Annotated in this window: 23 protein-coding genes; 9 read left to right on the top strand and 14 right to left on the bottom strand. The window is 70.6% G+C overall.

All coding sequences use genetic code 11. The features are described from left to right. Window positions 1-5: 5 nt before the first annotated feature. The 4 genes from ACYVLJ_RS38085 to ACYVLJ_RS38070 are packed head-to-tail and all read right to left on the bottom strand — an operon-like array spanning window position 6 to window position 3585. On the bottom strand, window positions 6-419 hold the full coding sequence (locus tag ACYVLJ_RS38085; protein ID WP_460442313.1) for a hypothetical protein: 414 nt from the start codon (window positions 417-419) through the stop codon (window positions 6-8). Between the two features lie 9 nt (window positions 420-428). After that, the gene (locus ACYVLJ_RS38080) at window positions 429-1037 is read right to left on the bottom strand and encodes a VOC family protein (protein WP_460442312.1); all 609 of its coding nucleotides are present in this window, start codon (window positions 1035-1037) and stop codon (window positions 429-431) included. 29 nt (window positions 1038-1066) lie between these two features. After that, window positions 1067-1837, bottom strand: coding sequence for a 2-keto-4-pentenoate hydratase (locus tag ACYVLJ_RS38075; RefSeq protein WP_460442311.1), 771 nt, complete (start codon window positions 1835-1837; stop codon window positions 1067-1069). Window positions 1838-1878: 41 nt separating this feature from the next. Then, on the bottom strand, window positions 1879-3585 hold the full coding sequence (locus ACYVLJ_RS38070; protein ID WP_460442310.1) for an acyl-CoA dehydrogenase: 1707 nt from the start codon (window positions 3583-3585) through the stop codon (window positions 1879-1881). Between the two features lie 236 nt (window positions 3586-3821). On the opposite strand from ACYVLJ_RS38070, the gene ACYVLJ_RS38065 reads away from it, so the two are divergent. Together ACYVLJ_RS38065 and ACYVLJ_RS38060 are read left to right on the top strand one after the other, a co-directional pair. Continuing rightward, window positions 3822-5426: a DEAD/DEAH box helicase gene (locus ACYVLJ_RS38065; RefSeq protein ID WP_460442309.1), complete on the top strand. Its 1605-nt coding sequence runs from the start codon at window positions 3822-3824 to the stop codon at window positions 5424-5426. Between the two features lie 255 nt (window positions 5427-5681). Continuing rightward, the gene (locus ACYVLJ_RS38060) at window positions 5682-6047 is read left to right on the top strand and encodes a hypothetical protein (protein ID WP_451979134.1); all 366 of its coding nucleotides are present in this window, start codon (window positions 5682-5684) and stop codon (window positions 6045-6047) included. Here ACYVLJ_RS38060 and ACYVLJ_RS38055 read toward each other — a convergent pair. The 5 genes from ACYVLJ_RS38055 to ACYVLJ_RS38035 form a co-directional block, all read right to left on the bottom strand. After that, entirely contained in the window at window positions 6002-6859 is an 858-nt protein-coding gene (locus ACYVLJ_RS38055; protein WP_460442308.1) for an SMP-30/gluconolactonase/LRE family protein, read from the bottom strand. The two genes, ACYVLJ_RS38060 and ACYVLJ_RS38055, sit on opposite strands and share 46 nt — an antisense overlap. After that, window positions 6856-7221, bottom strand: coding sequence for a DUF1761 domain-containing protein (locus tag ACYVLJ_RS38050; RefSeq protein ID WP_460442307.1), 366 nt, complete (start codon window positions 7219-7221; stop codon window positions 6856-6858). Before ACYVLJ_RS38050 ends, ACYVLJ_RS38055 begins: the two co-directional genes overlap by 4 nt. Window positions 7222-7292: 71 nt before the next feature. Further along, on the bottom strand, window positions 7293-8174 hold the full coding sequence (locus tag ACYVLJ_RS38045) for an ABC transporter permease (protein WP_460442306.1): 882 nt from the start codon (window positions 8172-8174) through the stop codon (window positions 7293-7295). Further along, window positions 8161-8952: an ABC transporter ATP-binding protein gene (locus tag ACYVLJ_RS38040; protein ID WP_451979121.1), complete on the bottom strand. Its 792-nt coding sequence runs from the start codon at window positions 8950-8952 to the stop codon at window positions 8161-8163. The genes ACYVLJ_RS38045 and ACYVLJ_RS38040 overlap by 14 nt, the downstream gene beginning before the upstream one ends. Before the next feature lie 19 nt (window positions 8953-8971). Next, on the bottom strand, window positions 8972-10030 hold the full coding sequence (locus ACYVLJ_RS38035; protein ID WP_460442305.1) for an ABC transporter substrate-binding protein: 1059 nt from the start codon (window positions 10028-10030) through the stop codon (window positions 8972-8974). 281 nt (window positions 10031-10311) lie between these two features. On the opposite strand from ACYVLJ_RS38035, the gene ACYVLJ_RS38030 reads away from it, so the two are divergent. Then, window positions 10312-10698 carry a hypothetical protein gene (locus ACYVLJ_RS38030; RefSeq protein WP_451979115.1) on the top strand — a complete coding sequence of 129 codons (387 nt, stop codon included), beginning with the start codon at window positions 10312-10314 and terminating at the stop codon, window positions 10696-10698. A 7-nt stretch (window positions 10699-10705) separates the two neighbouring features. Here ACYVLJ_RS38030 and ACYVLJ_RS38025 read toward each other — a convergent pair whose 3' ends face one another. The 3 genes from ACYVLJ_RS38025 to ACYVLJ_RS38015 are packed head-to-tail and all read right to left on the bottom strand — an operon-like array spanning window position 10706 to window position 13778. Continuing rightward, window positions 10706-11698, bottom strand: a complete 993-nt coding sequence (locus tag ACYVLJ_RS38025; RefSeq protein ID WP_460442304.1) for an S-adenosylmethionine:tRNA ribosyltransferase-isomerase — start codon at window positions 11696-11698, stop codon at window positions 10706-10708. Next, complete coding sequence (locus ACYVLJ_RS38020) at window positions 11695-12366, bottom strand: SDR family NAD(P)-dependent oxidoreductase (protein WP_451979109.1); 672 nt, start codon at window positions 12364-12366, stop codon at window positions 11695-11697. The genes ACYVLJ_RS38025 and ACYVLJ_RS38020 overlap by 4 nt, the downstream gene beginning before the upstream one ends. 44 nt (window positions 12367-12410) lie before the next feature. Then, on the bottom strand, window positions 12411-13778 hold the full coding sequence (locus ACYVLJ_RS38015; protein WP_451979106.1) for a purine-cytosine permease family protein: 1368 nt from the start codon (window positions 13776-13778) through the stop codon (window positions 12411-12413). A 148-nt stretch (window positions 13779-13926) separates the two neighbouring features. Between ACYVLJ_RS38015 and ACYVLJ_RS38010 the strand changes: the two genes are divergently transcribed. Then, window positions 13927-15483 (top strand): sensor histidine kinase, encoded by a 1557-nt coding sequence (locus ACYVLJ_RS38010; protein WP_460442405.1) that lies wholly within the window; start codon window positions 13927-13929, stop codon window positions 15481-15483. 56 nt (window positions 15484-15539) lie between these two features. On the opposite strand, the gene ACYVLJ_RS38005 is transcribed toward ACYVLJ_RS38010, so the two are convergent. Next, entirely contained in the window at window positions 15540-17471 is a 1932-nt protein-coding gene (locus ACYVLJ_RS38005) for a S53 family peptidase (RefSeq protein WP_460442303.1), read from the bottom strand. 308 nt (window positions 17472-17779) lie between these two features. Next, complete coding sequence (locus tag ACYVLJ_RS38000) at window positions 17780-18922, bottom strand: ROK family transcriptional regulator (protein ID WP_460442302.1); 1143 nt, start codon at window positions 18920-18922, stop codon at window positions 17780-17782. A gap of 58 nt (window positions 18923-18980) precedes the next feature. On the opposite strand from ACYVLJ_RS38000, the gene ACYVLJ_RS37995 reads away from it, so the two are divergent. The 5 genes from ACYVLJ_RS37995 to ACYVLJ_RS37975 all read left to right on the top strand — a co-directional run bounded on the left by ACYVLJ_RS37995 (window position 18981) and on the right by ACYVLJ_RS37975 (window position 25690). Beyond that, window positions 18981-20210 carry a glucosidase family protein gene (locus ACYVLJ_RS37995; RefSeq protein ID WP_460442301.1) on the top strand — a complete coding sequence of 410 codons (1230 nt, stop codon included), beginning with the start codon at window positions 18981-18983 and terminating at the stop codon, window positions 20208-20210. Window positions 20211-20479: 269 nt separating this feature from the next. Continuing rightward, window positions 20480-21655: an STAS domain-containing protein gene (locus ACYVLJ_RS37990; RefSeq protein WP_460442300.1), complete on the top strand. Its 1176-nt coding sequence runs from the start codon at window positions 20480-20482 to the stop codon at window positions 21653-21655. A gap of 64 nt (window positions 21656-21719) precedes the next feature. Next, window positions 21720-23336, top strand: coding sequence for a hypothetical protein (locus ACYVLJ_RS37985; protein WP_460442299.1), 1617 nt, complete (start codon window positions 21720-21722; stop codon window positions 23334-23336). Continuing rightward, window positions 23333-24427, top strand: a complete 1095-nt coding sequence (locus tag ACYVLJ_RS37980) for a hypothetical protein (protein WP_460442298.1) — start codon at window positions 23333-23335, stop codon at window positions 24425-24427. Before ACYVLJ_RS37985 ends, ACYVLJ_RS37980 begins: the two co-directional genes overlap by 4 nt. A gap of 84 nt (window positions 24428-24511) precedes the next feature. Beyond that, on the top strand, window positions 24512-25690 hold the full coding sequence (locus ACYVLJ_RS37975) for a hypothetical protein (protein ID WP_460442297.1): 1179 nt from the start codon (window positions 24512-24514) through the stop codon (window positions 25688-25690). Window positions 25691-25701 lie beyond the last annotated feature (11 nt).

Raw genomic sequence — 25701 nt, 5'->3', positions numbered from 1 at the left:
CCGGGTCAGCGGAGCGTCGCCAGACCGACCGCGAACAGCACCGCCGGCACCACGGCGGCCGACGAGCTGATCAGCCAGGTCCCGCCGCGCCAGCCGACCGGAGAGGCGTCGAGCACCAGGCGGCGCACGAGGGCCGCCCCGACGACCGCGGCCAGCAGGAACCCGAAGCCCACGCTGAAGATCGCCGCCGAGCCGACGAAGAACAGGCCGGACGTCGACGCCGCGCCCAGCGGGGCCGCGACCTCCCAGCGCACCAGCCCGGCGGCCAGCGCGAGCAGGGCCAGCAGCAGCACGAACGCGACGAGGAACCCGATCCGGGCGGTCGTCTGGTGCTGGCTGCGGCCGAACCACCAGAGCCCGGCGTCGAGCAGCAGCACGACCGCGGCGAGCGCGAAGAACCCGGCACGGAACGTCAGCACCCGGTCACTCTAGCCAGGGAGCTGGCTCATGAGCGCCGTCGGATGGCCGTCGGGATCGGTGAAGAACGCCATCCACTCCTCCACCCCGGACTCGTGCCGGAAGATCCGGTGCGGCGCGCCGAGGAACTCGACCCCGCGCTCGCGCAGGGTGTCGTACGCCGCGTCGATGTCCGGGACCTTGAAGTACAGCACCGATTCCGGGCCGTTCGGCTCCCCGGCCGTCAGGAACAACCGGACGCCGTCGCAGTCGAAGAACGCCAAGTCCCCGAACGTGTAGAGGTGGTCCAGGCCGAGCACGTCCCCGTAGAACGCCTTCGCCCGGCCGAGGTCCGCGACGGTCCGCGAAACCTGCCCGATCGGTCCCAGCATCGGTTCCTCCCCGGAAGCCCGGCCCAGTGCGCTGTCCGCCGGGGCGCCACGCCACGCGCGCAGCTCCGCGCGCCCGGTCAGGCCGAGCTTGCGGACGGCGTTGCCGACGTGGAACTTCACGGCGTCCTGGCTGGTGCCGCGCCCGGTCGCGATCTCGCGGTTGGTCAGGCCGTGCCGGACCGCGTCGACCACCCGCCACTCGGCGGGGGTCAGCCGGTCCGGGTGCCGTGGCCTGCCGCGCTCGCCCACGCGCCGACGATAGCCCCGGAACCGCCGAATTACCCTCCCCCCGCGAACCACACCTCCACGCAGCCCAGCGGCCCGAAGTCGGCGACCACGTGCCCGCCGGCGCGGATCGGGCACGGCGGGGTGGCCGTCCCGGTCGTCACGACGTCGCCCGGGCGCAGCGACCGGCCGTGCCGCGGCAGGTCCATCGCCAGCCAGTGCAGCGCCAGGCGCGGGTCGCCGAGCACCAGGCTGCCGCTGCCGCGCGAGAACTCCGCGCCGTCGGCGTGCAGGACGACCGGCTGCCGCGGCAGGTCGAGGTCGCGCCAGCCCGGCACCGCCCGGCCTTCGACGAACCGGCCCGCGCACGCCACGTCCGCGAGCAGTTGCGGGCCGCCCGCGTGCTGGTGGTCCGTGTAGCGGCTGTCCGGCAGTTCGACGGCGAGGAACATCGTGTCGACCGCGTCGAGCAACGCCGTCAGCGACGGCGACGGGCCGGGATCGGCCTTGAGCCGGAAGGCGAACTCGGGCTCGGCGACGCCCATGGTCAGGGTGTCGGCGGGCACCGGCTCGCCCTCGGCGTGCCGGAACCGCTCGAACATCACGCCCGGCAGCGGACCCGGAACGTCGAGGTACTGCCGGGCGTAAACGGTGGTCGCGGCGATCTTCCAGCCGGACACCGGCCCGGCCAGCTCGGCGAGCGCTGCCTGCGCAGCCATGCCCTCGGCGAGGTCGCACGGGCGGGCGTCGGCGGGCAGGCCGTCGAGCCGTTCTCCGGTCTGCCAGGCGTCCCAGATCAGCTCCGCTGCCCGCTCAGGGTTCACCCAAGTGATCTTGCCAACCGGAAGACCGGGTGTCGATCGGCTTACGGGTTCATCGCGTAGGTCCCGGAAAGCGCGCGAACGCGCGCCCAGACGTTCTCGAAGCGCTCCGCGTCGACGACCGGCTTGCGCACCGCGGCCAAGGCGATCGCCTGCTGGGCGTCGGTCGAGCTCGCCTTGCCGTTGAGGTCCACCGCCGCGGCGCTGAAGTCCTGCACCAGCACGGCGAAGATCTGGTCGACGACCTCGGCGTCCAGACCGGTGATCCGCGCCTGCTCCAGGATCAGCTGGCCGTACACGATCAGCGTGAACAGCTCGGTCAGCGCGAGCCCGAAGTCGAGGTCCTTCTGCTGGTCCTCGCCGGGCGCGGCCTCGGTGAGCAGCTTGACGAGGTAGCCGGCCTGCTCGGTGAACAGCGCGACGTTCGGGATGTGCGCGGCCTCGGCGTAGGCGGTCTTCCAGTCGTGGAACCGGACCTTCGACAGGCCGCGCGCCGGGCCCTGGCGGAAGAGGAACTCGTCGTCCGCGGCGTCGGTGCGCGTGCCGACCGGCGCGTACTCCTGCGGAGCGAACAGGTAGGCGGGCATGAACTTCGCGATGAGCGCGAGGTTCACCGCCACCGTGCCTTCGAGCTTCGGCAGGCCGTCGATGTCGTTCTTGGACATCGCGAGGTAGGTGTCCGCTTCGAAGCCCTTGGCCGCCACGACGTCGGCGAGCAGGCCGATCACCTTCTGCGCCTCGGTCGTCACCTTCATCTTGGTGATCGGGTTGAAGAGCAGGTAGCGGCGGTCGTCCGGGTTCGCACTGCGGAAGTAGTCGACAGCGCGGTCGGAGAACAGCTTCATCGCCGTCAGCCGCGCGTACGCCTCGACGAACTCGCGGCGCACGTGCGGGAAGTCCGTGACGGGGTTGCCGTAGAGGACGCGGTTGTGCGCGTGGGTGACGGCCTCGTACAGCGAGTGCGTCGCCATGCCGATGCCGCCGAAGCAGAGGTTGAACTTGCCGATGTTGACGGTGTTCAGCGCGGCGCTGAACGCTTCGGCGCCGACGTGCAGGATGTCCTCGGCGCGCACCGGGTAGTCCTCGAGCCGGAACTCGGCGACGTACATCTGCGACGGCACCACGTTCTTCACCACGTGGTAGTTCGGGTGCTCGGAGTCGGCGTAGAAGAAGACGTACTGGTCGGGGCCTTCGACGCCGTCGATGCGACCGAAGACCGACACCGTGCGCGCACAGTTGCCGTTGCCGATGTAGTACTTCGAGCCGGTGGCGCGGTAGCCGTCGCCGTCTTGGGTGAGGACCAGGTCCGAGGAGTAGATGTCGGCGCCGTGATCCTTTTCGGACAGTCCGAACGCGCCGACGCCGCCCGCGTCGAGGGCGTCCGCCGCGCGCTTGCGGGCGTCCGCGTTGGCGCTCTGCCACACCGGGCCGAGGCCGAGGATCGTGACCTGCCACGGGTACCAGTAGTTCAGCCCGTAGAAACCGAGGATTTCCGAGAGGGCGGCGACGCGGGCGGTGTCCCAGCGCTTGTCGGGGTTGCCGTCGGCGTTCGCGGCGGGCGTCAGGAAGGTCGAGAAGAGGCCTTCCTTGCCCGCGAACTCGAGGAAGTCCGCGTAGAAGGTGCGGTTGTGGTAGTCCTCGGTCAGCTTCGCCTTGCCACGCTGCTCGAACCAGTCGATGGTGGCCCGGAGCAACCGGCGCGTTTCCGCGTCGAAGTGGGCCGGGTCGTACTCGTGCGGGTTCAGCAGCATGGTCGTCCTCCTCGATTACCGACCGGTAACTTAGCAAGTCTCCCAGAGTGCGGGCAATCTCACTGGGGGTATGTCACCTTCGTTCGGTACACTGATCATGCGGGCCGCTCAGTTCTGCCTCGGCACGCTGCTGTTGTCGACTACCACGCGCCGCGGCCGTTGACCGGTCTGCGCCGGGCAGGACAACCCTTCTCAGGTTATGGAGACCAGGGCGTTTAGCGCGCCCGCACTGACTTATGAGCACTTTCGCTGAACTCGGCCTGCCCGCCACCCTGGTGGACGCGCTGGCCGCCCAGGGCGTCACCGAGCCCTTCCCGATCCAGGCGGCGACCCTGCCGCACACCCTCGCCGGGCGTGACGTGCTCGGCCGCGGCCGGACCGGCTCCGGCAAGACCTACGGCTTCGTCCTGCCCGTGCTGGCCCGCCTCGCCGCGGGCCCGACGCGCCGCAAGCCGGGCCGTCCGCGCGCGCTGATCCTGGCGCCGACCCGCGAGCTCGCGACGCAGATCGAGGCGTCGATCCTGCCGCTGGCGAAGCCGCTGGGCCTCAAGGCGACCACGATCTTCGGCGGCGTCAGCGCGAACCCGCAGATCACGCGGCTGCGTGACGGCGTCGACATCGTCGTCGCCTGCCCCGGCCGGCTCGCCGACCACATGCGCTCCGGGCACGTGAAGCTCGACGCCGTCGAGATCACCGTGCTGGACGAGGCCGACCACATGGCCGACCTGGGCTTCCTGCCCGAGGTCCGGCGGATCATGGACGCGACGCCGTCGCGCGGGCAGCGGCTGCTGTTCTCCGCGACCCTGGACAACGGCGTCGACGTGCTGGTCAAGCGGTTCATGGACGACCCGGTGCTGCACAGCGTCGACTCGGCGCAGTCGCCGGTGACGACGATGGAGCACCACGTCCTGCACCTCGAGGAGACCCACCGGCTGCCGGTGCTGGTCGACCTGACCGCGGCGCCGGGCCGCACCCTGGTGTTCACGCGGACGAAGAGCCGCGCGAAGGCGCTGACGCGGAAGCTGCTGGCGGCGGGCGTGCCGGCGGTGGAGCTGCACGGCAACCTGGGCCAGAACGCCCGCACGCGCAACCTCGAGGCGTTCTCGTCGGGGACGGCTCGCACGCTCGTGGCCACGGACATCGCGGCGCGCGGCATCCACGTCGACGACGTCCGCCTGGTCATCCACGCCGACCCGCCGGTCGAGCACAAGGCGTATCTGCACCGCTCCGGCCGCACGGCTCGCGCCGGGGCCTCGGGCACGGTCGTGACGCTGATGACGGACGCGCAGGTCCGCGACGTCCGCGACCTGACCCGCAAGGCGGGCATCAAGCCGACGACGACCCAGCTCGGCCCGGGTCACCCGCTGCTGGCGGAGCTGGCCCCGGGCGAGCGGTCGTTCACGGCCTCCCCGAAGCGGCCGCCGGTGGACAACCGGCCGAAGAAGGTCACGGCATCCGGCGCGGCGCCGGGCGCGGGCCGCGGACGCCGAGGCGCCCCGGCGACGCCGAAGGAGAACCGCGGCGGCCAGCGCTCCCGGGCGAACGGCCAGGCGCGGCGCGAGGACCAGCAGAACTCCGGCCGCGGCACGGCAGCGTCGCGCCGCGCCGGCACGGCTGCTTCCGGGGGCGGCCGCCGGTCCGGCGAGCCCGCATCCGGCGGCGCCCGGCGATCCGGCGGGGCCGCGGGTGCCGCCCGCCGGTCCGACGGGGCCACCGCCTCGGGTGCCCGCCGGTTCGGCGGAGCCGCGGCTTCGGGCGGCGGCACGGCGGGCAACCGCCGGAGCGGCGGCGCGGCCGCGTTCTCGGCCGGCACCCGCGCTGGAGCTCGTCGAGGCCGCTAGACACCACGCAGCCGGCCACGCCCTCCCCCGGGCGCGGCCGGCTGTGGCATTCAGCGACCGCGTTCCCGCCCGACACCCGCGCCGGGGCCGCAACACCACTCACCCAGCCACGCCCCCGGGCACGGCCACCCGCCGCATTCAGCGACCGCGTTCTCGCCCGCACCCGCGCCGGGGCCGCGAAACACCACCCGCCGGTCACGGATCAAAAGGCTCGCGTCGAGGGCGGGGCCGCGGTTCGCGTGCCATGCTTCCGGCATGGAGGACACGGATCTGGTGCAGACCGGCATCGGCCTGCTGGCGTCGGTCTACCGGCTTCGCCAGAACCTGGAAACCGGGGGCGAAGCCGGCGCGAGCGGCTATCCCGAACTGCTCGAGGGCGCGCTCGAATTCACCATGACGGCCGACTCCGCCGTCCCGCCCGAGTACCTCGCCGAACTGCAGGACGTCGTCAAGCAGGCCGTCGACGAGCTGGCTCGCCGGCAGGAAGCGCTCATGCGCGGGCTGCTGATGGGGTTCGTCAAGGTCGTCGAGACCTTCGAGGACGAGTGTCCCGGGCCTGACGTTCTGCAGATCCTTCAGCAGCTCTCGCTCGAGGTGGCGACGGATCCGCCGGAGGACTGAGCACGGCCCACGGACACCGGGTGGGTCAGGATCCGGCCCGTCCGGGCTCCCGCGCCGACGCCGTCGAGGCCCTGCCACTCCTGCGTGACCAGGTACAACGTGTCGTCGCTCAGCGCGCACGCGAAACACCCGTGGTCGAACGCCAGCCGTTCGACGACCTCGCCGCCCTCGCGGACCCGGGTGCACGACCGGCCCGGGACGTCCGACACCCAGACCGCGCCCGAAGCGTCCAGCGCGATGCCGTCCGGGACGCCCTTTTCGAGGTCGGCCCACACCCGACGATCGATCAGGCCACCGTCCGGGCCGACCGTGAACGCCGTCAGCCGGTTGGCGTACGACTCCGCCACGATCAGCGTCGCGCCGTCCGGGGTCAGGGCCATGCCGTTGCCGAACGCGATGTCGGCCGCGACCTCGCGGACCACGCCCGACGGGCTCACGTGGAGCAGCGCCCCGGGCCGGTAGGGCTCCCCCGCCATCAGGTCGAAGCCGCCGCCGTTGACGTAGCAGCCGCCGTCGCGTGCCACCACGATCTCGTTGAACCCGCGCCCGCCCAGCTCGGCGTGGGTGACCAGGCCCTCCGGGGTCAGCCGCAGCAGCAGGCCGTCCGACGACGAGATGATCAGCGGCCGGCCGCCGGCGAAGTCGAAGCACATCGGCATCGTCGGGAAGTCCGCGCGGAACACCACCTCGCGCGCCCCGGCCGGGGTGACCGCCACGATCTCGTGCGCCAGCCAGTCGGCGAACCACAGGCGGCCGTCGTGCCAGCGCGGGGACTCGCCGAACGCGATCCCGTCCAGCAGCACCCCGGTCATCGCCACACCGCCAGCACCAGCGCCACGACCACGATCTTGACCAGCCAGTCGCCCGCGTGCAACGCGGCCAGCCGGACCGGCACGCGCTCGTGCAGCACCGAGCCCGCCAGGATCACCACCGGGAACCCCGCCCACACCAGCGCCGCCAGGCCGAAGACCGGCCACGACGTCGCCGTCGCCAGCACCGCGAAGACCACGACCAGCACCACCGTCCGGCCGAACTCCGCGCCCATCCGCCACGGGGACGGCCGCGCCGCCGCGCCCGCGGCGCTCAGCTCGGCCCACACCCGGCCGAACACCGTGTACCAGACCGCGCTCACCACGAACGCGGCCACCGACGCCACCAGCACCGGGACAACCATCGCCTGCTCCCTTCGTCGACTTGCGAAGGGGACGTCGACGCCGGAATCCCGGCTTCGACATCAGCGGCGGGTCAAAGTGAAGAAGTCAGTCCGCGGGCCCGCAGCACCGCGCGCTCCAGCGGGCGGAACACCAGCAGCTCGATCCCGATGCCGACCAGCAGGATCAGGAAGATCGCCGCGATGACCGTCTCGATGCTGTTGAGCGACGAGCCCTGGTTCAGGTACGCGCCGAGACCCACGCCGAGCTGCGGGGACAGCGCGATGAGCTCGGCCGCCATCAGCGAGCGCCACGAGAACGCCCAGCCCTGCTTGAGCCCGGCGAGGAAGCCCGGCAGCGCCGCGGGCAGCAGGATGTGCCGGGCCGACGAGAGCCGGTTCGCGCCCATCACCTGGCCCACGCGCGGCAGGATCGGCGGGATCTGGTCGATGCCCGACACCAGGCCGTTCGCGATCGAGGGCACCGAGCCCAGCAGGACGACGAAGTAGATCGCGCCGTCGTTGATCCCGAACCACAGGATCGCGGCCGGCACCCAGGCCACCGACGGCAGGCTCTGCAGCCCGGTCAGCAACGGCCCGATCGCCGCCCGCACCACGCGGACCTTCGCCACGACCAGCCCCAGCGGCGTGCCGATGACCACGCCGGCCAGGAAGCCGAGCGCGGCGCGGTGGACCGACGTCCAGACGAAGCCGAAGACCTCGCCGTCGACGACGCGGCTCCAGAACTCGTCCCACACCGCGATCGGCGCGGGCAGCTGCGCCTCCGACCAGAACGCCGCCGCCCAGAGGACCTGCCAGACCACGACCAGCAGGACCAGGGCGAGCACGGGTGGCAGGAAACCCCAGGCGAAGCGCTTCCAGAAGCTCGGACGGCGATCGCCGACCGGGGCGTCGAGCGAATCCAGTCCGGCGCCGACCGCGTCCAGGTCGGTTTCGGACCGGTCAAGCTGCGGCATGGGTGCTGATCACCTCTCGCAGGTGCCCGGTGATCTCTTCGGTGAGCTCCTCGGCGTCGGCCAGCGGGACGTCCGTCCACTCGCGGACGACCTTCCCGGGCCGGGACGACAGGAGCACGACGCGCTGCCCGAGCCGGACGGCCTCGCGGACGTCGTGGGTCACGAACAGCACCGACGTGCCGGTGCTGCGGTAGACGCGCAGCAGTTCGCCCTGCAGGACGTCGCGGGTGATGGCGTCGAGCGCGGCGAACGGCTCGTCCATCAGCAGCAGCGCCTGCTGCGGGTCACCGCCGACGCGCAGGGTCGCGGCCAGCGCGCGGGCCAGCGCGACCCGCTGCCGCATCCCGCCGGACAGCTCGTGCGGCCGCTTGCCGCCCGCGCCCTCCAGCCGGACGAGCTCCAGCAGCTCGGCGGCCTTTTCACGGCGCTCGGCGCGCCCGAAGCCGGCCAGCCGCAGCGGCAGCTCGACGTTGCGGGCCGCGGTCAGCCACGGCATCAGCGCGGCTTCCTGGAACATGACCGCGGGCCGCGACGTGTTGAGCGTGATCTCCCCCGCCGACGGCGCGTCCAGCCCCGCGACCAGGTTCAGCAGCGTGCTCTTGCCGCAGCCGGACGCGCCGAGCAGGCAGACGAACTCGCCGGGCGCGACCGTGAGGTCCACGCCGTCGAGCGCGATGACCGCGCGGCCGGCCGGGCCGAACGCCTTGCGGACGCCGTCGAGCCGGACCGCCGTCGCACCGGTGTAGCTGGTGCGGCCGCTGGGGAGGGTGGTGGTCATCGCGGGCTGCCTCTCCGGATCACTTGGCCAGTTCGGGGGCGTTGACGGCGGGCTGGTTCTTCGCCTTGAGCACGTCGTTCAGCGGGCCGAAGTCGGCGAAGCCCTTCAGCGCGACCGCGGACTTCACCACGCCGGCGGTCACCGAGTCCTGCGCGAGCTGCGGGAACTCGGCCGGGATCGGGTCGCTGGTCAGCTCGATCCCCGAGAACGCCCGGTCGATCACCGCGGGGCTCAGGCTACTGCCGGCGAACTCCTTGAGCGCGCCGTTGACCACGGTCTTCGCGTCCGCCGGGTTGGCCTTCGCCCAGTCGATCGCGGCCAGCTGGCCCTTCAGCACCGCGCGGACGGTGTCCGGGTGCTGCTGCAGGAACTCGCTGCGCACGATGATGACCGTCGTCGGGAAGCGGCCGCCGGGCCACAGGTCCTTCTCGTCGACCAGGACCTTCGCGCCGGCGTCGAGGACCAGCCGCGACGCCCACGGCTCGGGCAGCCAGCCGCCGTCGACCTCGCCCTTCTTGAAGGCGTCGAGCGTCTTGGAGTTGTCCAGGTTGGTGATCTTGACCTGGCCGGTCAGCTGCTTGCCGGCCAGGAACTTCTTGAGCGCGACGTCCTGGGTGTTGGCCAGCTGCGGGGTGGCGATCGTCTTGCCCTTGAGCCCGTCGACGCTGGTGATGTCCGGCTTGACGACCAGCTGCGCGCCGCCCGAGACCGCGCCCGAGATCAGCTGGATGCTGCCCTTGGACTTGGTGAAGGCGTTGATGGCCGGGCCGGAGCCGATGTAGGCGATGTCGAGCGAGCCGCCCAGCAGCGCGTTGACCTCGTCGGGACCCGCGTTGAACGTCTGGGTGGTGAGCTTGGTCGAGCCCAGCTCCTGCTTGAAGAAGTCCTTCTTGACCCCGATCAGCGCGGGCGCGTGGGTGACGTTCGGGAAGAACCCGAGCCGCACCTCCCCGGCGGCCCCCTGGTTGGCGGCCGGCGTGGTGGTGTCGGCCGCGCGGGAGCAGCCCGCGAGCAGCCCCACGGCGGTCAGAGCGGCCAGCGCCGAGGCCAGGAAGCGGGTTCTGTGGTGGGTGCGCACGTCGGCGTCGCCTTTCCGGGGTCGGTGTCGTGGCGAGGTTCGCACGGTCACCCACTGGGGCGCATAGCCATCCGCATCCCGGGAAATCTTGTGAGATTCCTTGACATCGGCCGGCGGCGCGCCTACTGGGCGAATGTCCTCGCTCTCGGTGCCGCCAGAGCATGCGGGGCGTCGCCGGTGAACGCGAGATGTTCCCGGCATCTGGACTTTCCGCCCGGCGTGGACAACCTCCCGGGTCACCCGAACGTGGTACGGGTGACGACGGAAACGGGAGGGAAGACATGACGAGCCGACGGGGCCAGGGAGCCACCGGTGTCCGCGTGGCGCTGGTCGTGCTGTTCATCGGGATGGGCCAGGCGACGTTCGAGTGGTTCAGGTCACTCGGCATGGACGCCGTGACGAGCCTGGTGGTCTGGGGGATCCCGGTCGTCACGGCGGCCGCGGTGACGCTGGTGCTGTGGCTGGCGTCGGACCGCGCGTTCACGCTGCGGAACTGGCTGCCGGTGGCGGTCAGCATCCCGGTCTACCTGGGCGGGGCGTTCGGGCTCGCCACCGCGACGGCGAGCCTGGTGGCGTCGATCGTGACGGGGATCGGGTTCGGCATCGCGGTGGTGGCGATCGCGGGCCTGCTGCGCTCGCGCCGGCAGAACGCCGAAGCCCGCCACTAGCGCGAGGTCAGCGGCGCAGGAGCAGGGAGACGTCGCCGAACTCGTGCCAGAGGTAGCGGCGCTCCACCGCCGCGTCGTACGCGCGCTGGACCAGGTCGCGGCCCGCCACCGCCGCCAGGAGCAGCAGGTGGGACGCGTCCGGGGCGTGCAGGCCCGTGATGATGCCGTCCACCACCCGGGCCGGGCGGTCCGGGCCGAGGACCAGGTCCGTCCAGCCTTCGGAGCCGCCGGGCAGGTCCGCCGACTCCAGGGCGCGCGCCGCCGTCGTGCCCACCGCGATCACCCGGCCGCCGCGGCCGCGGACCCACTGGACCAGCGCGGCCGTCGTCGCCGGGACGCGGAACCGCTCGGCCTGGGGTGGCTCGCCCGCCTCCGGCGACGACACGCCCGTGTGCAGCAGCAGCGGCGCGAACAGGACGCCGTCCGTCACCAGGCGGGTCACCAGCGCGTCGGAGAACGGCCGGGCCGCCGACGGCATCTCCGCGCTGCCCGGCTCGCGGGCGAACACCGTCTGGTAGTCCGACAACGGCCACGCGCGCGGGACGTACCCGTAGCGGATCGGGCGGCCGACCGCCGCCAGGAACCCCGGCACCGTCCCTTCGACCGTCACCGTCGCCCGCCACAGCCGCGGCCCACCGGCCAGCAGCGTCAGCGACGCTCCCCCGGGCAGCTCCAGCCGCTCCCCCGCCTGCCCGTCGAGCAGTGGACCGCTGGGCGCGCGCAGCTCGACCACCCAGGCGCCGTCGTCCAGTTCCGTCGCGAAGTGGACGACGACCGGACGCCCGCCGCGGATGGCGTCGACCGCCGCGGGCAGCGTGCCGGACGTGTTGACCACCAGCAGGTCACCCGGCCTCAGGTGCTCCCCCAGCGAAGAGAACACGGTGTGGTGGACACCCGCGGGCGACGCGACCAGCAGGCGGACCTCGTCACGCGCCAGGCCACGAGCTTCCGGCGGGGCCGACGCTGACAGCTCGTCCGGCAGGTCGAAGCGGATGTTCATGCGGTCACCAGCAGGTCGGCGGCGCGGTAGCGGCCGCTGGGCGGGCGTTCGTCGAGCAGCCGCAGGAACGCCGGGACGGCCGTCTCCGGCAGCGGGCGGTCCGAGATGTCCTCGCCCGGGAACGCGCGCTGGTGCATCGCCGTGCGCAGGTCGCCCGGGTCGACCGCGTACACGGCCAGCTCCGGGTTCTCCGCGCCGAGCACGGCCGTGACCTGGTCGAGCGCGGCTTTCGCGGAGCCGTAGCCGCCCCAGCCTTCGTACGCTTCGACGGCGGCGTCCGAGCTGATGTCGACGATCGTGCCGCGCGCCGCCGTCAGCGCCGGCAGCAGCAGCTGCGTCAGGGCGAGCGGCGCGAAGACGTTGACGCGGTAGACGTTTTCCAGCTCCGCCAAGGGATAGCTCCCCAGCGGCGGCAGCGGGCTCACGCCGAGCGAGCTGGCGTTGTTGACGAGCAGGTCGAGCGACGGGCAGGCGTCGGCCAGCGACGCGCGGTGGGCCGGGTCGGCGACGTCGCCGGGGACGGCCGTGAAGCCGGTCTCCCGGGCCGCCGACGCCAGCGCGGCCGCGTCACGGCCGTCGCCGACGACCGTCCACTTGCGACTCACCAGGGCCGCGGCGAGGGCCCGGCCCAGGCCGGCGGAAGCACCGGTGACGAGTGCGGTTGGCATGGTTCCTCCTTCGAGGGGTACCACACCATCGTGAAACCTCTACATTACTTGAGGTCAACCGCGGGACGGCCGCGAAGCGCGTAATACGCTGCCAGCGAAACGATCAGGCCGACGTAGTAGGCGAGGTCCGCGCCGTGCAGGGCCGCCGCGACCGGTCCCGTGTAGAGGGACGTGTTCATGAACGGCACCGCGGCCGCGAAGCCCACGACAAAGGCCACGAGCGCGGCCCACGGACGCACCGGGACCGAAGCCAGGACGTCCACGCTCCGCCCGCCGCGGGTCCGCGCGAGCCAGTCCGGGACGACGACACCGAGGAACGGCGGGATCCAGTAGCTGACGAACAACAGGACGTTCTCGAACTTGGCCGCCAGGTCACCGCTGTGCATCCAGAGGATCAGCGCGAACGCGAGCACCGTGACGACCACCGCCGACACGGGCCGCCGCAGCCGGACGCCGACCGTCTGCAGGGCCAGCGAGCCGCTGTAGTCGTTCATCGCGTTCGACGACACCGCCGCGAGCGCGATGACCGCCAGCGCGAGCGCGCCCAGGAACCCGCCGCCGAGCAGGTGCGCGACGCCCGCGGCCGTCTGGTCGCCCAGCGACGACCCCAGCGCGAGCCCGAGGCCTTCACCGATCGCGTACGACGCCGTGAGACCGAGCAGCGTCGCCCAGAAGACCGCGCGCGACGACGTCTCGACGGGCAGGTAGCGGCTGAAGTCCGACGCGTACGGCGCCCAGGAGATGGCCAGGGACAACGTGATCGTCGTGAACAGGACGACGCCGCCGGCGAGGTCGGCGCCCGACGCGGTGTTCGCGGTGGCGATCGGGTGTCCGGAAAGGACCTTCACGGCCAGCGCCGCGAACGCGAGCACCAGCAGCACGGTCATCACCGTCTGGACGCGGTGGATCAGGGCGTAGCCGAAGACGCCGAGGGTGCACTGCAGCACCAGCACGATCAGCACCGCGGCCCAGAACGGCAGCCCGGTCAGTTCGGCGAGGGCCTCGCCGCCGAACAGCCCGACCAGGGCGTCCCAGGCGATCGAGCCGAGCCACTGGACGAGCCCCGGCAGCACCACGCCGCCGCCGAAGGGCAGCCGGGCGAGCGGCAGCTGGCCGGTGCCGGTGCGCGGCCCCCACGTCGACAGGTACGCCGGGGGCAGCGATCCCAGGACGGTGCCGGCGAGCATCGCGGCCAGGCCCGTCCAGAAGCCGAGGCCCAGCGACGCCGCGAGGGTGCCGGTGAACACCGCGGTCATGGTCAGGTTCGGCGCGAACCACACGCTGAACAGCCGCCACGGCCGCCCGAAGCGGTTGCCCGGCGGGATCGGCGTGATGCCGTGGGTCTCGATCGCCAGGTCGCTGCCGCCGGTGGGCATGCGCCCGCCGAAGACCTCGGCACTCAGTCCGCTCATGTGCTGCCTCCTGTCGCGTTCACCCTAAAGCGCGCCCGCGTGGTGTAACGCGACGGCCCGAACGGGCGAATCACGGTTAGCCGGTACCGGACCGCTTCACACACCCGCCAGGCTTGTCCCGGCGAGGCACCCCCGGGAGGGTCGCGTGGTGCAGCATCCGCGGACGCTGGCGATGACCGGCCTGCTGACCGCCGGTTTCGCGCTCGGCGTCACCGCGTTGACGCTCAAGGTGGCCGACGGCGGCCACTCCGCCCTCGACACCACCCTCAGCACCGCGACCGGATTCCTGTTCCTCCTCGCGGGCGCGGTCGCGCACGTCCGGCGCCCGGCGAACCCGATCGGCGTGCTGATCGCACTCGCCGGGGTCGCGGTGTTCCTCGAAGACCTGCAGTTCACGCGGAACCCGGTGCTGTACACGATCGCCGTGCCGCTGCGCGCCGCGTCCAGCCCGGTGATCGCGCACCTCGTGCTCGCCTTCCCGCACGGCAGGCTGCGGTCGCGGTGGGAGCGGCTGCTCGTGAGCGCGGCCTACCTGGTGGTGCTCGGGCTGGGCGTGCTCGGGCTGCTGTTCAACGACGACCCCCGCGACCTGCTGGCGATCTCCGCCGACCACGACGGCCGCGGCCTCGCCGACCGCGTGCTCGAGCTCGCGGCGACGGCGATCAGCGCCGGGGTGGTCGTCGTGCTGCTCTACCGGTGGCTCGCGGGCCGGCTGCCGCAGCGGCGGCTGCTCTCGCCGGTCATCGTCATCGCGCTGTCCGGCGCGCTCGCGTCGGGCGCGGGCACCGCCCTCGGTGACGGGCAGCCGCTGTCGGAGCCGCTCCTGCAGGCGTACCGGGTCCTGTTCTGCCTGTGGCCGCTGGCGTTCCTGACCGGGGTGCTGCGGGCGCGCGTCGGCAACGCCGAGATGATCCGGCTGCTGCTGGAGCGCGACGGCACCGGGCTGGCCGCGCTGGTGCAGGACGACGAGGTGTGGAAGGACAGCCGGTCGATCGACGCGCTCAACGCGGCGGCCGGGCTGGTGCTGGACAACCAGCGGCTGACGGCCGAGCTGGAGCAGCGGCTGGCCGAGGTGCGGGCGTCGCGGGCCCGGCTCGTCGCGGCGGGCGACGAGGAGCGCCGCCGCCTGGAGCGCGACCTCCACGACGGCGCGCAGCAGCGGCTGGTCAGCGTGGTGCTGCTGGTGCGGATGGCCGGCCGCCGGTACGGCGGTTCGCTGCCGCCGGAGGTCCGCGCGCTCCTGTCCGGCACGGTCGACGAACTGCAGACGGCGATCACGGAGCTGCGCGAGCTGGCCCGCGGCATCCGCCCGGCGATCCTCACCGAGGCGGGCCTGGTCGCGGCCGTCCGGTCGCTGGCCGACCGCGTCCCGATGGCGGTGGCCCTGTCGGTCGGCGAGGTGCCCCGGCTGGACTCGGCGGTCGAGGCGACGGCCTACTTCGTGACGTCGGAAGCGCTGACGAACGCCTTGAAACACGCCCGAACCGAGTCGGTCGACGTGCGGATCGAGGTCGAAGGGACCGAGCTGCGGGTCTCGGTGACCGACCGCGGCGTCGGCGGCGCGGACGTCGACGGCGGCACCGGCCTGGCGGGCCTGCGCGACCGGGTGCAGGCGCTGGGCGGCGAGCTGGACGTGGCGAGCGGCGTCGGCGGGACGACCGTCTCGGCGGTCATCCCGCTCGGCGAGGCGCCCGGAACGCCGTGAAGGGCACCCCCGTGACCTCGCGGCCACGAGAGTGCCCTTCACGGACCCTCACTGAATCAGACGAGCAGCAGGAACAGCAGCCCGTTGGGCGTGCCGAGACCCGTCACGTCGTCGTAGCCGGGCGTGGTGTGGATGGTCAGGCCCTGGTAGTCGAGCGTGCGCACCGAGGTGAGCAGGCCCTTCGAGGCGTCGACCGAGTTCGCGTAGTCCACGCGCTCCACCGCGGCGTCCACGTGCTTCACGTCGCTGATCGCCGGGGTCCGGGAGGTCAGCTTGTAGATCACGGGGTTGATGAAGCCGTGGTGGAAGTGGTCGGAGCTGTCGGCCACCGCCATGATGCCGGCGAACACCGGCGACGCGAGGCTCGTGCCGCCGATCCGGTACTGGTCGTAGTAGGCGCCGTCCGGGAAGGTCTGCGTCTGGCCGACCAGGAAGCCGGTGTTCGGGTCACCGATCGCCGAGATGTCGGGGACGACCCGGCCCTTGTTGTTGCCGGTCTGGTTCTTCTTCGCCAGCGCGTCCGGCACGACACCCTTCTGGTAGAAGGGCTGCGGGAACAGCCGGCTCGTGCCACCACCGGAACCGCTGGTGTAGTTCGCCGGGCCGTAGACGCCGTTGGTCAGCGAGGACTTGCTGGTCTCCCAGCCGGTCTCGAAGATCCGCTTGCCGTCCTTGCCGATCGCGATGGACGTGCCGCCGACCGCGGTGATCCACGGCGCCGAGGCGGAGAAGTCCGGCGACGGCGTGCCGAGGCGCGCGACCTCGTCACCGTTGTCGCCCGAGGAGAAGTAGACGCCGATGCCCTCGAGCACCGCCTGCAGCGAGATCTGGTTGAACACCTTGACCTCGTCGGCCGGGATGTCCTCGCCGGTGTCGCCGTAGGAGTTCGACACGATGTCGGCCTTGTGGCCGGCGATCACGTAGTTCAGCGCCACGTCGAGGGCGTTGTCCTCGCAGGACTCGCCGCCGACGTACAGGATGTCGGCGCCCGGCGCGAGACCGTGGGCGGCCTCGACGTCGAGGGTCTCCTCGCCGTACCAGCCCGCCGCGTCGCACTGGTCCGGCGGCTCGAGAACCGGGTTCGCCGGGAACACGTGCTGCTTGAACTGGCTCTGCTTCAGCGGGTGCTGCGGGTCGTTCTTCTTGGCGTACGTGCTCGCGTCGGAGTAGATCGTCGGCGAGGCGAACGCGTCCACGATGGCGATCGTGGTGCCCTTGCCGTCCGAGCGGGCCTGGTCGACGCCGTAGGCCGAGCGCAGCTGCGCCGGGGTGTACCCGCAGGGCGCGTAGGGCAGGTGCTGGCCGTTGTAGGCGGGATCGGTGGTGTCGATCTTCTCGCCGTAGTAGGCGCTGCACGGCCGCGCGTTGCGGAACCCGGGGCCGGGCGGGACGTCGGCCGGCGTCGCGGAACCGGTGGCGTGGTCCGGCTTGAACAGGTTGGTCGCCTGGTCCACGCCGACGACGCCGAGCACGTCGTTCGCCAGGTTCGCGGGCACCGACAGGTTCTTGTCGGCGGCGCGGAGGGTCTGGCCCTTGACGTTGTACTTGGCCAGCTTGACGTCGAACGCCTTCTGGGTCTGGTCGGCGGTGCCGGTCGCCTCGACGTACGCGCGGTTCGAAGGCACATCGCCGATGCTGAACCCGCTGCCGGTCAGCCACGCCTTGACGGCGTTCACCGTCGCGTCGGTGGCGGCGAACTGGTCGCGCACCTGGTCGGGGCTGAGGTACTGGCGGTAGGTCCTGCTGTCCGGATCGGACACGGCCTGGGCCAGGGCCTCGGCACCCGCGTTGTCGCGCTGGTTCAGGTAGACCCGGAAGCTCAGCTTGGACGCCGGCGCCGTGTCGGCGACCTTCGCCTGCGCGTTCGCCCACAACGGGTGCGACTGCGGAATGTCGGAACGCCCCTGCGCCGACGCCGTCGCCGGCAGGCTCGCGGTGAGACCACCCACCACCGCGAGCGAAAGGAGCAGGGTGGAGCTTCTTCGCACAGAAATCTCCCTCTCGAAAGCGGCCCCCGGGAAATGGGCCTGGAACACCGGACGAGACTAGATCGGCCTTCCACTCCCGGGGAAGTGCTTGCGGAACCGTTATCTGGTCGCGAATTCACGCACCCCGGAACGTGGTACGGAAATCCGATTTGTCGCAGTGATTGCTCCCCGATGCGCATTAAGTCCGGTTCGTTCCCGTATTGCGGATCACGAGCGCGGGTCACCCACCACCTACGAAAGTCGGATGCTCCGTCCACTCGGGACAGTCGCCGGGTGGCGGTATTTCGGCCGCCGTCAGGCTTCCGCCGTCAGGCTTCCGCCGCCAGGCGGCGGTCCACCGCGGCCGGGGCGAACACCGCCTCGACGACCATCGCGACCGCCCCGCCGAGCGCTTCGCCGCGGCCGCCGATTTCGACGCGCAGGTTCCGCGTCGCCCGCGGCAGCGCCCGCCGGTAGAGCACCTCGCGGACCCCGGCGACGAAATGCGGTTCGGCCAGGTCGCCGGCGACGACCAGCACGCCCGGGTTGACCACGCAGACCAGCGTCGCGAGGACTTCGCCGACCTGGCGCCCGGCGGCCTCGGCCAGGCGCACCGCCTCGGGTTCGCCGGCCACGAGCCGCTCGCGGACGCCCGATCCCGACGTCGTCGGCAGGCCCAGTTCCGTCAAGCGCGCGGCGAGCGCGCCGCCGCCGGCGACCGCCGCCAGGCAGCCGAACGAGCCGCACGCGCAGCGCGCGTCCTCGTGCCCGGACAGCCGGATGTGCCCGATGTCGCCCGCCCCGCCGTCGACGCCGCGGTACACCTCGCCGCCGATCACCAGCCCGGCCCCGATCCCGGTGGACGCCTTCACGACGACCAGCGCGGCTTCGTCCGGGTAGCGGGCGCGGTGCTCGCCCAGCGCCATCAGGTTCGCGTCTTTGTCGACCAGCACCGGGGTGCCGAACCGCGCCCCGAGGTGCGCGTCGATCGGGAAGCCGTCCCAGCCGGGCATGATCGGCGGCTGCGTGACCCGGCCGCGGCCGGGCTCGACGGGACCCGGCACGGAAACGCCGACGCCGCACACCGGCCGGCCGGCCGCGGCCAGCATCTCGTCGAACCACCCCGCGATCCGGCCGAGCACGGGCTCCGGGCCGTCGGCGACGCGCAGCGGCCCCGCGCGGTGCGCCAGCCGCCGTCCGGCCAGGTCGGTGAGCGCGGCCTCGGCGTGCATGGTGTCGATGCTCGCGGCGAGGACGACGGCGTGCCGGTCGTCGAAATGCAGCCGCCGCGCGGGACGGCCGCCGGTCGAGTCCTCCAGGGCGCCTTCGGCCAGCAGGCCGAGCGCCTGGAGCCGGTCCAGGCGCGCGGTCAGCGTCGTGCGGGACAGCCCGCTGCGCGTGAGCAGGGCCTTGCGCGTGGTCGCCTGCCCGGTCCTGACCAGCTGCAACAGCTCGCCGGCGCTGGTCGTCATCGCCCTCCCTCGGACTTTTGTCCATTGACAATACACAAGTCGGAGATAGATTGGACATATGGACGTAACATGGGGGCGGGCCGCGGCGGTCCTGGACGGCAACTGGCTCGGCTCGTCGACCGTGCCGTCACGCGGGCTCTACCCGCACCAGTGGAGCTGGGACTCCGCGTTCATCGCGATCGGCCTGCGCCACCTCTCCCCCGCCCGCGCGCGGCGTGAGCTGCTGACGCTGTTCTCCGCGCAGTGGCGCGACGGCCGCGTCCCGCACATCCTCTTCGACCCGGACACCCCACCCGAGGCGTACTTCCCGGGGCCGTCGTTCTGGCGGGCCGGGCGGACGTCGGGCCTGATCCAGCCGCCGGTGCACGCGCGGGCGGTGCTCGCGGTGCACGAGGCCGAGCCCGACCCCACGTTCCTCGCCACGCTCTACCCGAAGCTGCGGGCCTGGCACGAATACCTGCGGGTTTCGCGGGACGCCGGCGGGCGCGGGCTCGCCGCGATCGTGCACCCGTGGGAGTCGGGGATGGACAACAGCCCGGCCTGGGACAGCCCGCTCTCGCGCGTCACGCCGTCGGGCGGGTTCGTCCGCCGCGACCTGCAGCACGGCACGGCCGCCGACCGCCCGAGCGACGACGACTACGGCCGGTACGTCCGGCTCGCCGCCGACTACCGGGACAGCGGCTACCGCGACTTCGGCGACTTCGTCGTCGAGGACCCGGGCTTCAACGCGATCCTGGCCGACGCCGAACTGGCCCTGGCCGAGATCGCCGAGGTCCTGGGCCTCCCCGCGGCCGCCGCCGGGCACCGCGAGTCCGCGGCGCGCGTCGCGAAGGCGATGCAAGAAGCCTTGTGGGACCACGACTTCTTCTTCGCCCGCGACGTCCGCACCGGCGCCCTGATCCGCACGTACACCTGCGCGGGCCTGCTGCCGCTGCTGCTACCGGACCTGGCCGTCGCTCCGGCGCTGCTGGCGACGGCCACCGGCCCGCGGTTCCGGCTCGGCCGGGTGCGCGGCGTCCCGAGCCACGACCTGACCGCGCCGGAATTCGACCCGGCCCGCTACTGGCGCGGCCCGTCGTGGGCCAACGTCGGCTGGCTGCTCCACCGCGGCCTCCGCCACCACGGCGAACACCCCCTCGCCGCCCGGCTGCGCGACGACCTGGTGCGCACCGCGGCCGACACGGACTTCGCGGAGTACTGCAACCCGCTCACCGGCGCCGGCCACGGCACCCGGACGTTCGGCTGGACCGCGGCCCTGACCCTCGACCTGCTGGCAGCGACAGACTGACGGACGGTCGGCTTGCTCATCCTCATGTGATTCACTAACAATCCAATCTCCCAACGACGCTGCGTGGCCGTCTCGGCCTGCGACGTCCGATTCGGGGACACAACGTCAGGCGCCCGTGCACCCGCCGTAATAAATGACAAATAGCGGACAAAAACTACTCAGTTATTCCCCGCGGATTTGCGTCACTCATTCGGGTGGTTGTTGTACTCTTCAAAGCCGAGGAGTATTTGACACTTCGGAATCAGTCGTCGCAGCCGAGGGGGACGTCGATGTCGGTCGAGGCCAGCTCCAGCGAATGGCTTCGCGTCCAGCTGCCCGAGGAAATCACCATAGCCTCGGCGTCGGCACTGCTCGCCAAGCTGACTCCAGACGAACAGGACGCACCTCTCGATCTCGATCTCGCCGACACCGCGAGGATCGACATCGCTGGCCTGATGACGCTACTGTCCGTACTCAACGAGCGCAGCGCGCACCAGCGGGAAACTTTGATCTCGTTACCGCGCGATCCCGCTGTAACGGACTTCCTCCTGGAATGCGCTTTTCCCTCGGCCGCCGCAATGGTATCCAGATCACAGTTCGGCACGCTGCACTGGGCAGACGGCGCACTCCCGGTACGCGATCAAGTGAGGTTCCTGCGCCCCGCCGCCAGCAGCCCGTCCAGCACCGTGTACGAACGCCTTCGCGATGAACGTTTCTTCGGCTTCTTGACCTACTTCTTCCAGGCCGATCCGCAAATTTCGTCGATCGTCGCGACGGAGTGGTCGCGGTGGCGAGGGCCTGTCGTCCTCAGCTTTCTGGACACCGCGCTCAAGTACCACCATGGGGCCGAAGTCGCCCGCGTCGTGATCCACGAACTGCTGACGAACGCCGTGCTGCACCCGGGAGGGGACCTTCTGACCATCGGCTCCTGGGTGGCCAACGGTGGCCCCGGTCACCCTGACGAACTCATCATCTCGGTGTGGGACAACGGCAAGAGCATGGTCCGGAAACTCCGCGCCGACTTGTCGGCGAATCAGGCGATCAGAGTCGCCGAGGCAGCCGTCGACGACACGTTCATCATCGAGGCGACGGGCTGGCAACCACGTTCGGCGAAGTACTCGGCCCAGTGGACACCCGAAGCGGATGCCACCGACGAAGAGCTGCTACTGGCGTCGGTCTTTCCGGGGATCTCCCACCGCCCTGCCAAGGCATCGCCGAATCCGATGCCTCGTACGTCCGAAGTTCCGCAAGAGTACGGGCTTCATGCTCTGTACCGATGCGTCGCCAACCTGTTCGGCGGCTCCCTCGAGATCCGCACGGGAAATCAGCAGCTGAACCTCGCCAGCGCCCGGCACCAGCGGCGCCATGGTCCTCGCCGCTACAGAGCACACGTCTCGTACATCGCCGGTCAGCCGTTCCATGGGAACTTGCTCTCCGTGCGCCTGCCGCTGCGCCATGTCCGGTAGTTCGCGACGACCCTGGCAACTGGAAACCGAGGTTCTGCGGGTCGGCACCCTGGCGTCCGAGCCTGTGGACGAAGAACGCCGGAAGTTTCACGAATGGCTGGCGAGGCGGTTGGTAACCCCCGTGTCGGTCCGTCACGCCGCGACGTTCACGCGCTACATCCCGACCGACGACATCCGCAACTCGGTGCTGCCATCCACCGAGATCCTGAGCTTCACGACGTCCGACACCGATCGCGAAGTCAAGATCATCGACTGCTCCGGCAATCGCTACGGAGACATGGGAGAGAACTTCCTCCACTGGGTCGCTTTGTGTGCCGCAAAATTCGCGGCCAGGCCGGAACAGATCAGCGTGGTGGTCCTTCCCAGCTTCCCCCACAACGAGTTCAGCCCGTTCTGGACGCCGTTGTCGGCGATGCCGGCCGATGCCGGCACGGTCGTCGTCGTGGACAAGAACGGCGGGCTGGAACCGCATGGCCATCCCCAGTTGTTGTCGTCCTTCGACCGCGAGCTCTTCCAGACCAAGTACCGGGCGCTCAACGGCGCACCTCGGCAGGACTTCGAGGACAAGATCATCCGCCGGATCGGGCACTTCGAGATCAGTGAGCAGTACTGCAGCCACTTCTTCTTCGACGGATCACGCGCTGTCACGGAACTGGCCGATGTGCTCCACGACGCCATCGTCGGAGTGACTCGGAACCGGATCGGCCGGACAGCCCTGGTCGTTCCGGAGAAGACCGATACGTGGATGGAGCGGGCGGTGACTGCCACCGCCAACCGGCTCAACGTCCCGTGGAGCAAGTGGCCGGACGACCCCGCACTGATACCCGAGCCGACACCGCGGACGACCTATATGTTCCTCCTCGACTTCATCAACACGGGAGCCACCTATACGCGAGTCGTGCAGCAGGCGATCGAGGCGGGCTACAAGCTTCACCAATACTCGGTGGCTGCCTTCATGTCATCGGACTTCCACACAACAGGCAACGGTCTCCCGGCGGTCCAGCCCATCAAGTCGGTCGTCGCCGAAAGAGTCGGCCGCGAACGGTGCGACCAGTGCGCGCTGCGGCTACCCCACACCGACAAGCTGCGGGATGACTTCGCCGGGCTCCGGTCGTACGACGCGTGGTACATCCTCACCAGCGTCGACTGGAAGCCCGAGGTGTACGGACCTCCCGAACCGCAGCGATTGCTCCACTTCCCGCCGTTCGCCGTGATCTTCGAACGATTCGGCGACTGCGTCGCCTACAAGCTGGAGCAGGTGATGCAGGACGTGGCACCTCCCGGCGTGGTGATCGTTTGCCCGGAGGAACCCGCTGTTCAGATGCTGATACGCCGAATGCAGCACTGGGCGGACGACCGGATGGTCGCCGTCCCGCTTCCGCGCGAAGCACTGACCGAAGCCGAGGGCAGTTCCCTCGGCGTGATCCGGCAACTCGCTCGAGGCACGGGCTGGGGGAGGCAACTGGAACACCTGTCGCAACAGCAGGCGAGCGTGGTAGTCCTGGACGAGATCAACGCGTCGAACACCACGGCACAGCAAATGCTGCACCTCCTGAAGGCGTTCCAGATCCAGCCACACGCCTACACGCCCATCTTCAACTTCGCGCCTGCCGAACAGCTGGACGGAGTTCCGATCCACTCGCTCTATGAGCTTCCGAGTCCGCGCCGGGTGTGGTCGTGACCACGCCTCGATCGCCGCGCCGACGCCGCGAGCGCGCTGAAGAGTCAATGGCGTCGATAGCCCACTTCCTGCTCCGCGAGACCGAGGGGATTCGGCGCATCCTCATGATGCGCGACTACGCGAGCCGGGCGGCGACCCTACCGCACCGCGAACGAGCCGGTTTTGACATCACTGTCATCGATTCGTTCTTACCGCCGGGGCCGGACAGCAGTCCACCGCGGCGTCATCCCGCGCCAGCCGAGGACATCCGCGACGTCGACGTCCTCATCCTCACCGTTCAGCCGATCGAGCTCCAGGCGACGCTGGCCGCGCTGGGTATCGAAACGGGACCGGATGCGGTCCGCCGCGACCGCCCCTACTACCACACCCGAGTCCCGTTCACCGCAGCCGGACTGGCCGTCCCGCCCGCCGAACTGGACGTGGCGGTGACGGTGATCGGCCAGGCCTACGGACTCCACGCCCAGCATGCCGTCGACGAGATCGCCACTTTCTACCGGGCGAACGTTTGGATTCTCGCCGGCATGGCCGCGGGCCTCGCCGATCACACGAGAAAGGCCGATGTCTACCTACCGCAGACCGTCTGGTGGTACGAGCCCGGCCGACTCACCCCGGACCGCTTCGAGCCACGGCCGGAAGTTGCCAGCCGGGGGCCGATGAACCTGCAGCTCACGCGCTTTGATCCCACAGGCGCCAAGCTCCACGATCGCCTCAGAGCTGCGATCGCCCAGTTGCCCGATCGTCATCGCCCCGACGACTTGCCCCCGGACTTCGCCCCGCGAGTGTCCGTACTCTCCGACGCCGTCGCTTCCGGAGACAAGCTTCTCCGTGACGGCCAGCACCTGGCCAGCCTGCACGAGAGCAACCAGCGCATCGTGCTGGGCGACCAGGAGTCCTACGGATTCGCCTTCGCTTGCCGGGACATGGACTGGATCATCGCGCGAGGAATCGCCGACTTCGGAGACTGGGAAAAGGACTCGACCTACCAGTACCTCGCGACCTTGCTGGCGGTGCACACCGTCCTGGAGTTCCTGGAAAGCATCTACATCCCTCCGGGGTTCGCCATCCCCGGTCAAGGGGCCGGTCAGCCTTGAGCGGAGACCGTAGGAAGGTGGCGAGACACCACGCACGATCTGTGGTGTGCTGGTGGGATGGACGCGGATCAGTTCAAAGCCGACGTGACCTACGACGACGTGTACGTCCTGTTCCTCGACGCATCGGGGTACTCCAGCATCGTGGAGCGCAACCCACGCGACAGGGCTGCGCACGCCTTCGACCTGTTGCGAGGAAGACTGATGGCGCGGATCGAAAAGGCCGCCCAGGACTTCGGCTGCGCCCGCGCCGAGCTGTGGAGCTGGCGCGGCGATGGCGGCTTCTTCCTCCTGCACGACGACAACGAAAGCGTGACGCGCGACGTCACGCTCAGCGCCGGACGCGCGATTCTCACCGAGGACGTCCCGCAGTTGCGCGAGGAGCTGACGAAAGCGGAGTTCGCCGGTGAACTCCGCCTTCGCCTGGCCGTGCACAAAGGCCCGATCCGGCTGCCCGCCGATCGGCTTGCCTCGATCCATTCACCGCACATCAACTTCGCGGCACACCTGGAGGAGGCCGTCCCACCCGACACACTGGCCGTGTCCGACGCCGTACACCGGGTGGCGGGCCCGTTCAGTGGTGAACTCGAATGGGTCGGCATCTTCGAAGATCAACGGATCTACCTCATGGTGACCGAAGGCGAAAAGGAGAGAGGCCGACGGACCTGGCTCCGCTCAACCGGGCTGCCTGGCAACGTTAGAGTGCACGCCTATCCCCGCCGTCCCAGCCAGCAGGACAAGGCCCATCTGGTCGGTACCGCCTCCCGTGAAGTCCTGGATCTCGGCACTACGCTCAACTCCTGCTCCAACCGCCTGACCACCACCGACCGGCCTGCGGTTTACCGGGACGCCGTGCTCGACTTCCTTGGTCGAGGTGGGACATATCGCTGCGTTCTGCTCGACCCGGCCAGCGAGGCAACGGTGATCTTCTCCCGGCTTCGGGGCGAACAACTCGCCCCGAAGATCAAAGAGTCACTCGCGAGATTCAACCAGTTCAAGGCACGATATGCCGAAGCAACCGAACGATTCCAGGTCTATAAAGCAAGCGAGTTCCCAGGAATGGCAGCGTTATGCGCGGATCCCGGACCGAACAGCTTGATCCTCTATTCCCCTTACCTCCTCGGCATCGGACCGAAGGCGTCCGTGCTCGATCGCGCCGACATGCCGCACTACTTCGCCACCGCCGACTCCGGACAACTTCACCGAACGCTGGAAACGGTCATCGCTGAAGCCACCCGGCTCGAGAACTTGGACAGGGTTCTGTAGATCACCGTCGG

Source organism: Amycolatopsis stemonae (genome assembly GCF_054781455.1).
The sequence above is the reverse complement of the archived record's forward strand: the minus strand, read 5'-3'. Positions and strand labels throughout refer to the sequence as shown.

Coding starts and splice junctions, on each gene's coding strand:
- ACYVLJ_RS38070 (WP_460442310.1), bottom strand. CDS start 3,585: ATGCTGCTGAACCCGCACGAGTACGACCCGGCCCACTTCGACGCGGAA.
- ACYVLJ_RS38065 (WP_460442309.1), top strand. CDS start 3,822: ATGAGCACTTTCGCTGAACTCGGCCTGCCCGCCACCCTGGTGGACGCG.
- ACYVLJ_RS38060 (WP_451979134.1), top strand. CDS start 5,682: ATGGAGGACACGGATCTGGTGCAGACCGGCATCGGCCTGCTGGCGTCG.
- ACYVLJ_RS38055 (WP_460442308.1), bottom strand. CDS start 6,859: ATGACCGGGGTGCTGCTGGACGGGATCGCGTTCGGCGAGTCCCCGCGC.
- ACYVLJ_RS38050 (WP_460442307.1), bottom strand. CDS start 7,221: ATGGTTGTCCCGGTGCTGGTGGCGTCGGTGGCCGCGTTCGTGGTGAGC.
- ACYVLJ_RS38045 (WP_460442306.1), bottom strand. CDS start 8,174: ATGCCGCAGCTTGACCGGTCCGAAACCGACCTGGACGCGGTCGGCGCC.
- ACYVLJ_RS38040 (WP_451979121.1), bottom strand. CDS start 8,952: ATGACCACCACCCTCCCCAGCGGCCGCACCAGCTACACCGGTGCGACG.
- ACYVLJ_RS38030 (WP_451979115.1), top strand. CDS start 10,312: ATGACGAGCCGACGGGGCCAGGGAGCCACCGGTGTCCGCGTGGCGCTG.
- ACYVLJ_RS38025 (WP_460442304.1), bottom strand. CDS start 11,698: ATGAACATCCGCTTCGACCTGCCGGACGAGCTGTCAGCGTCGGCCCCG.
- ACYVLJ_RS38020 (WP_451979109.1), bottom strand. CDS start 12,366: ATGCCAACCGCACTCGTCACCGGTGCTTCCGCCGGCCTGGGCCGGGCC.
- ACYVLJ_RS38015 (WP_451979106.1), bottom strand. CDS start 13,778: ATGAGCGGACTGAGTGCCGAGGTCTTCGGCGGGCGCATGCCCACCGGC.
- ACYVLJ_RS38000 (WP_460442302.1), bottom strand. CDS start 18,922: ATGACGACCAGCGCCGGCGAGCTGTTGCAGCTGGTCAGGACCGGGCAG.
- ACYVLJ_RS37995 (WP_460442301.1), top strand. CDS start 18,981: ATGGACGTAACATGGGGGCGGGCCGCGGCGGTCCTGGACGGCAACTGG.
- ACYVLJ_RS37990 (WP_460442300.1), top strand. CDS start 20,480: ATGTCGGTCGAGGCCAGCTCCAGCGAATGGCTTCGCGTCCAGCTGCCC.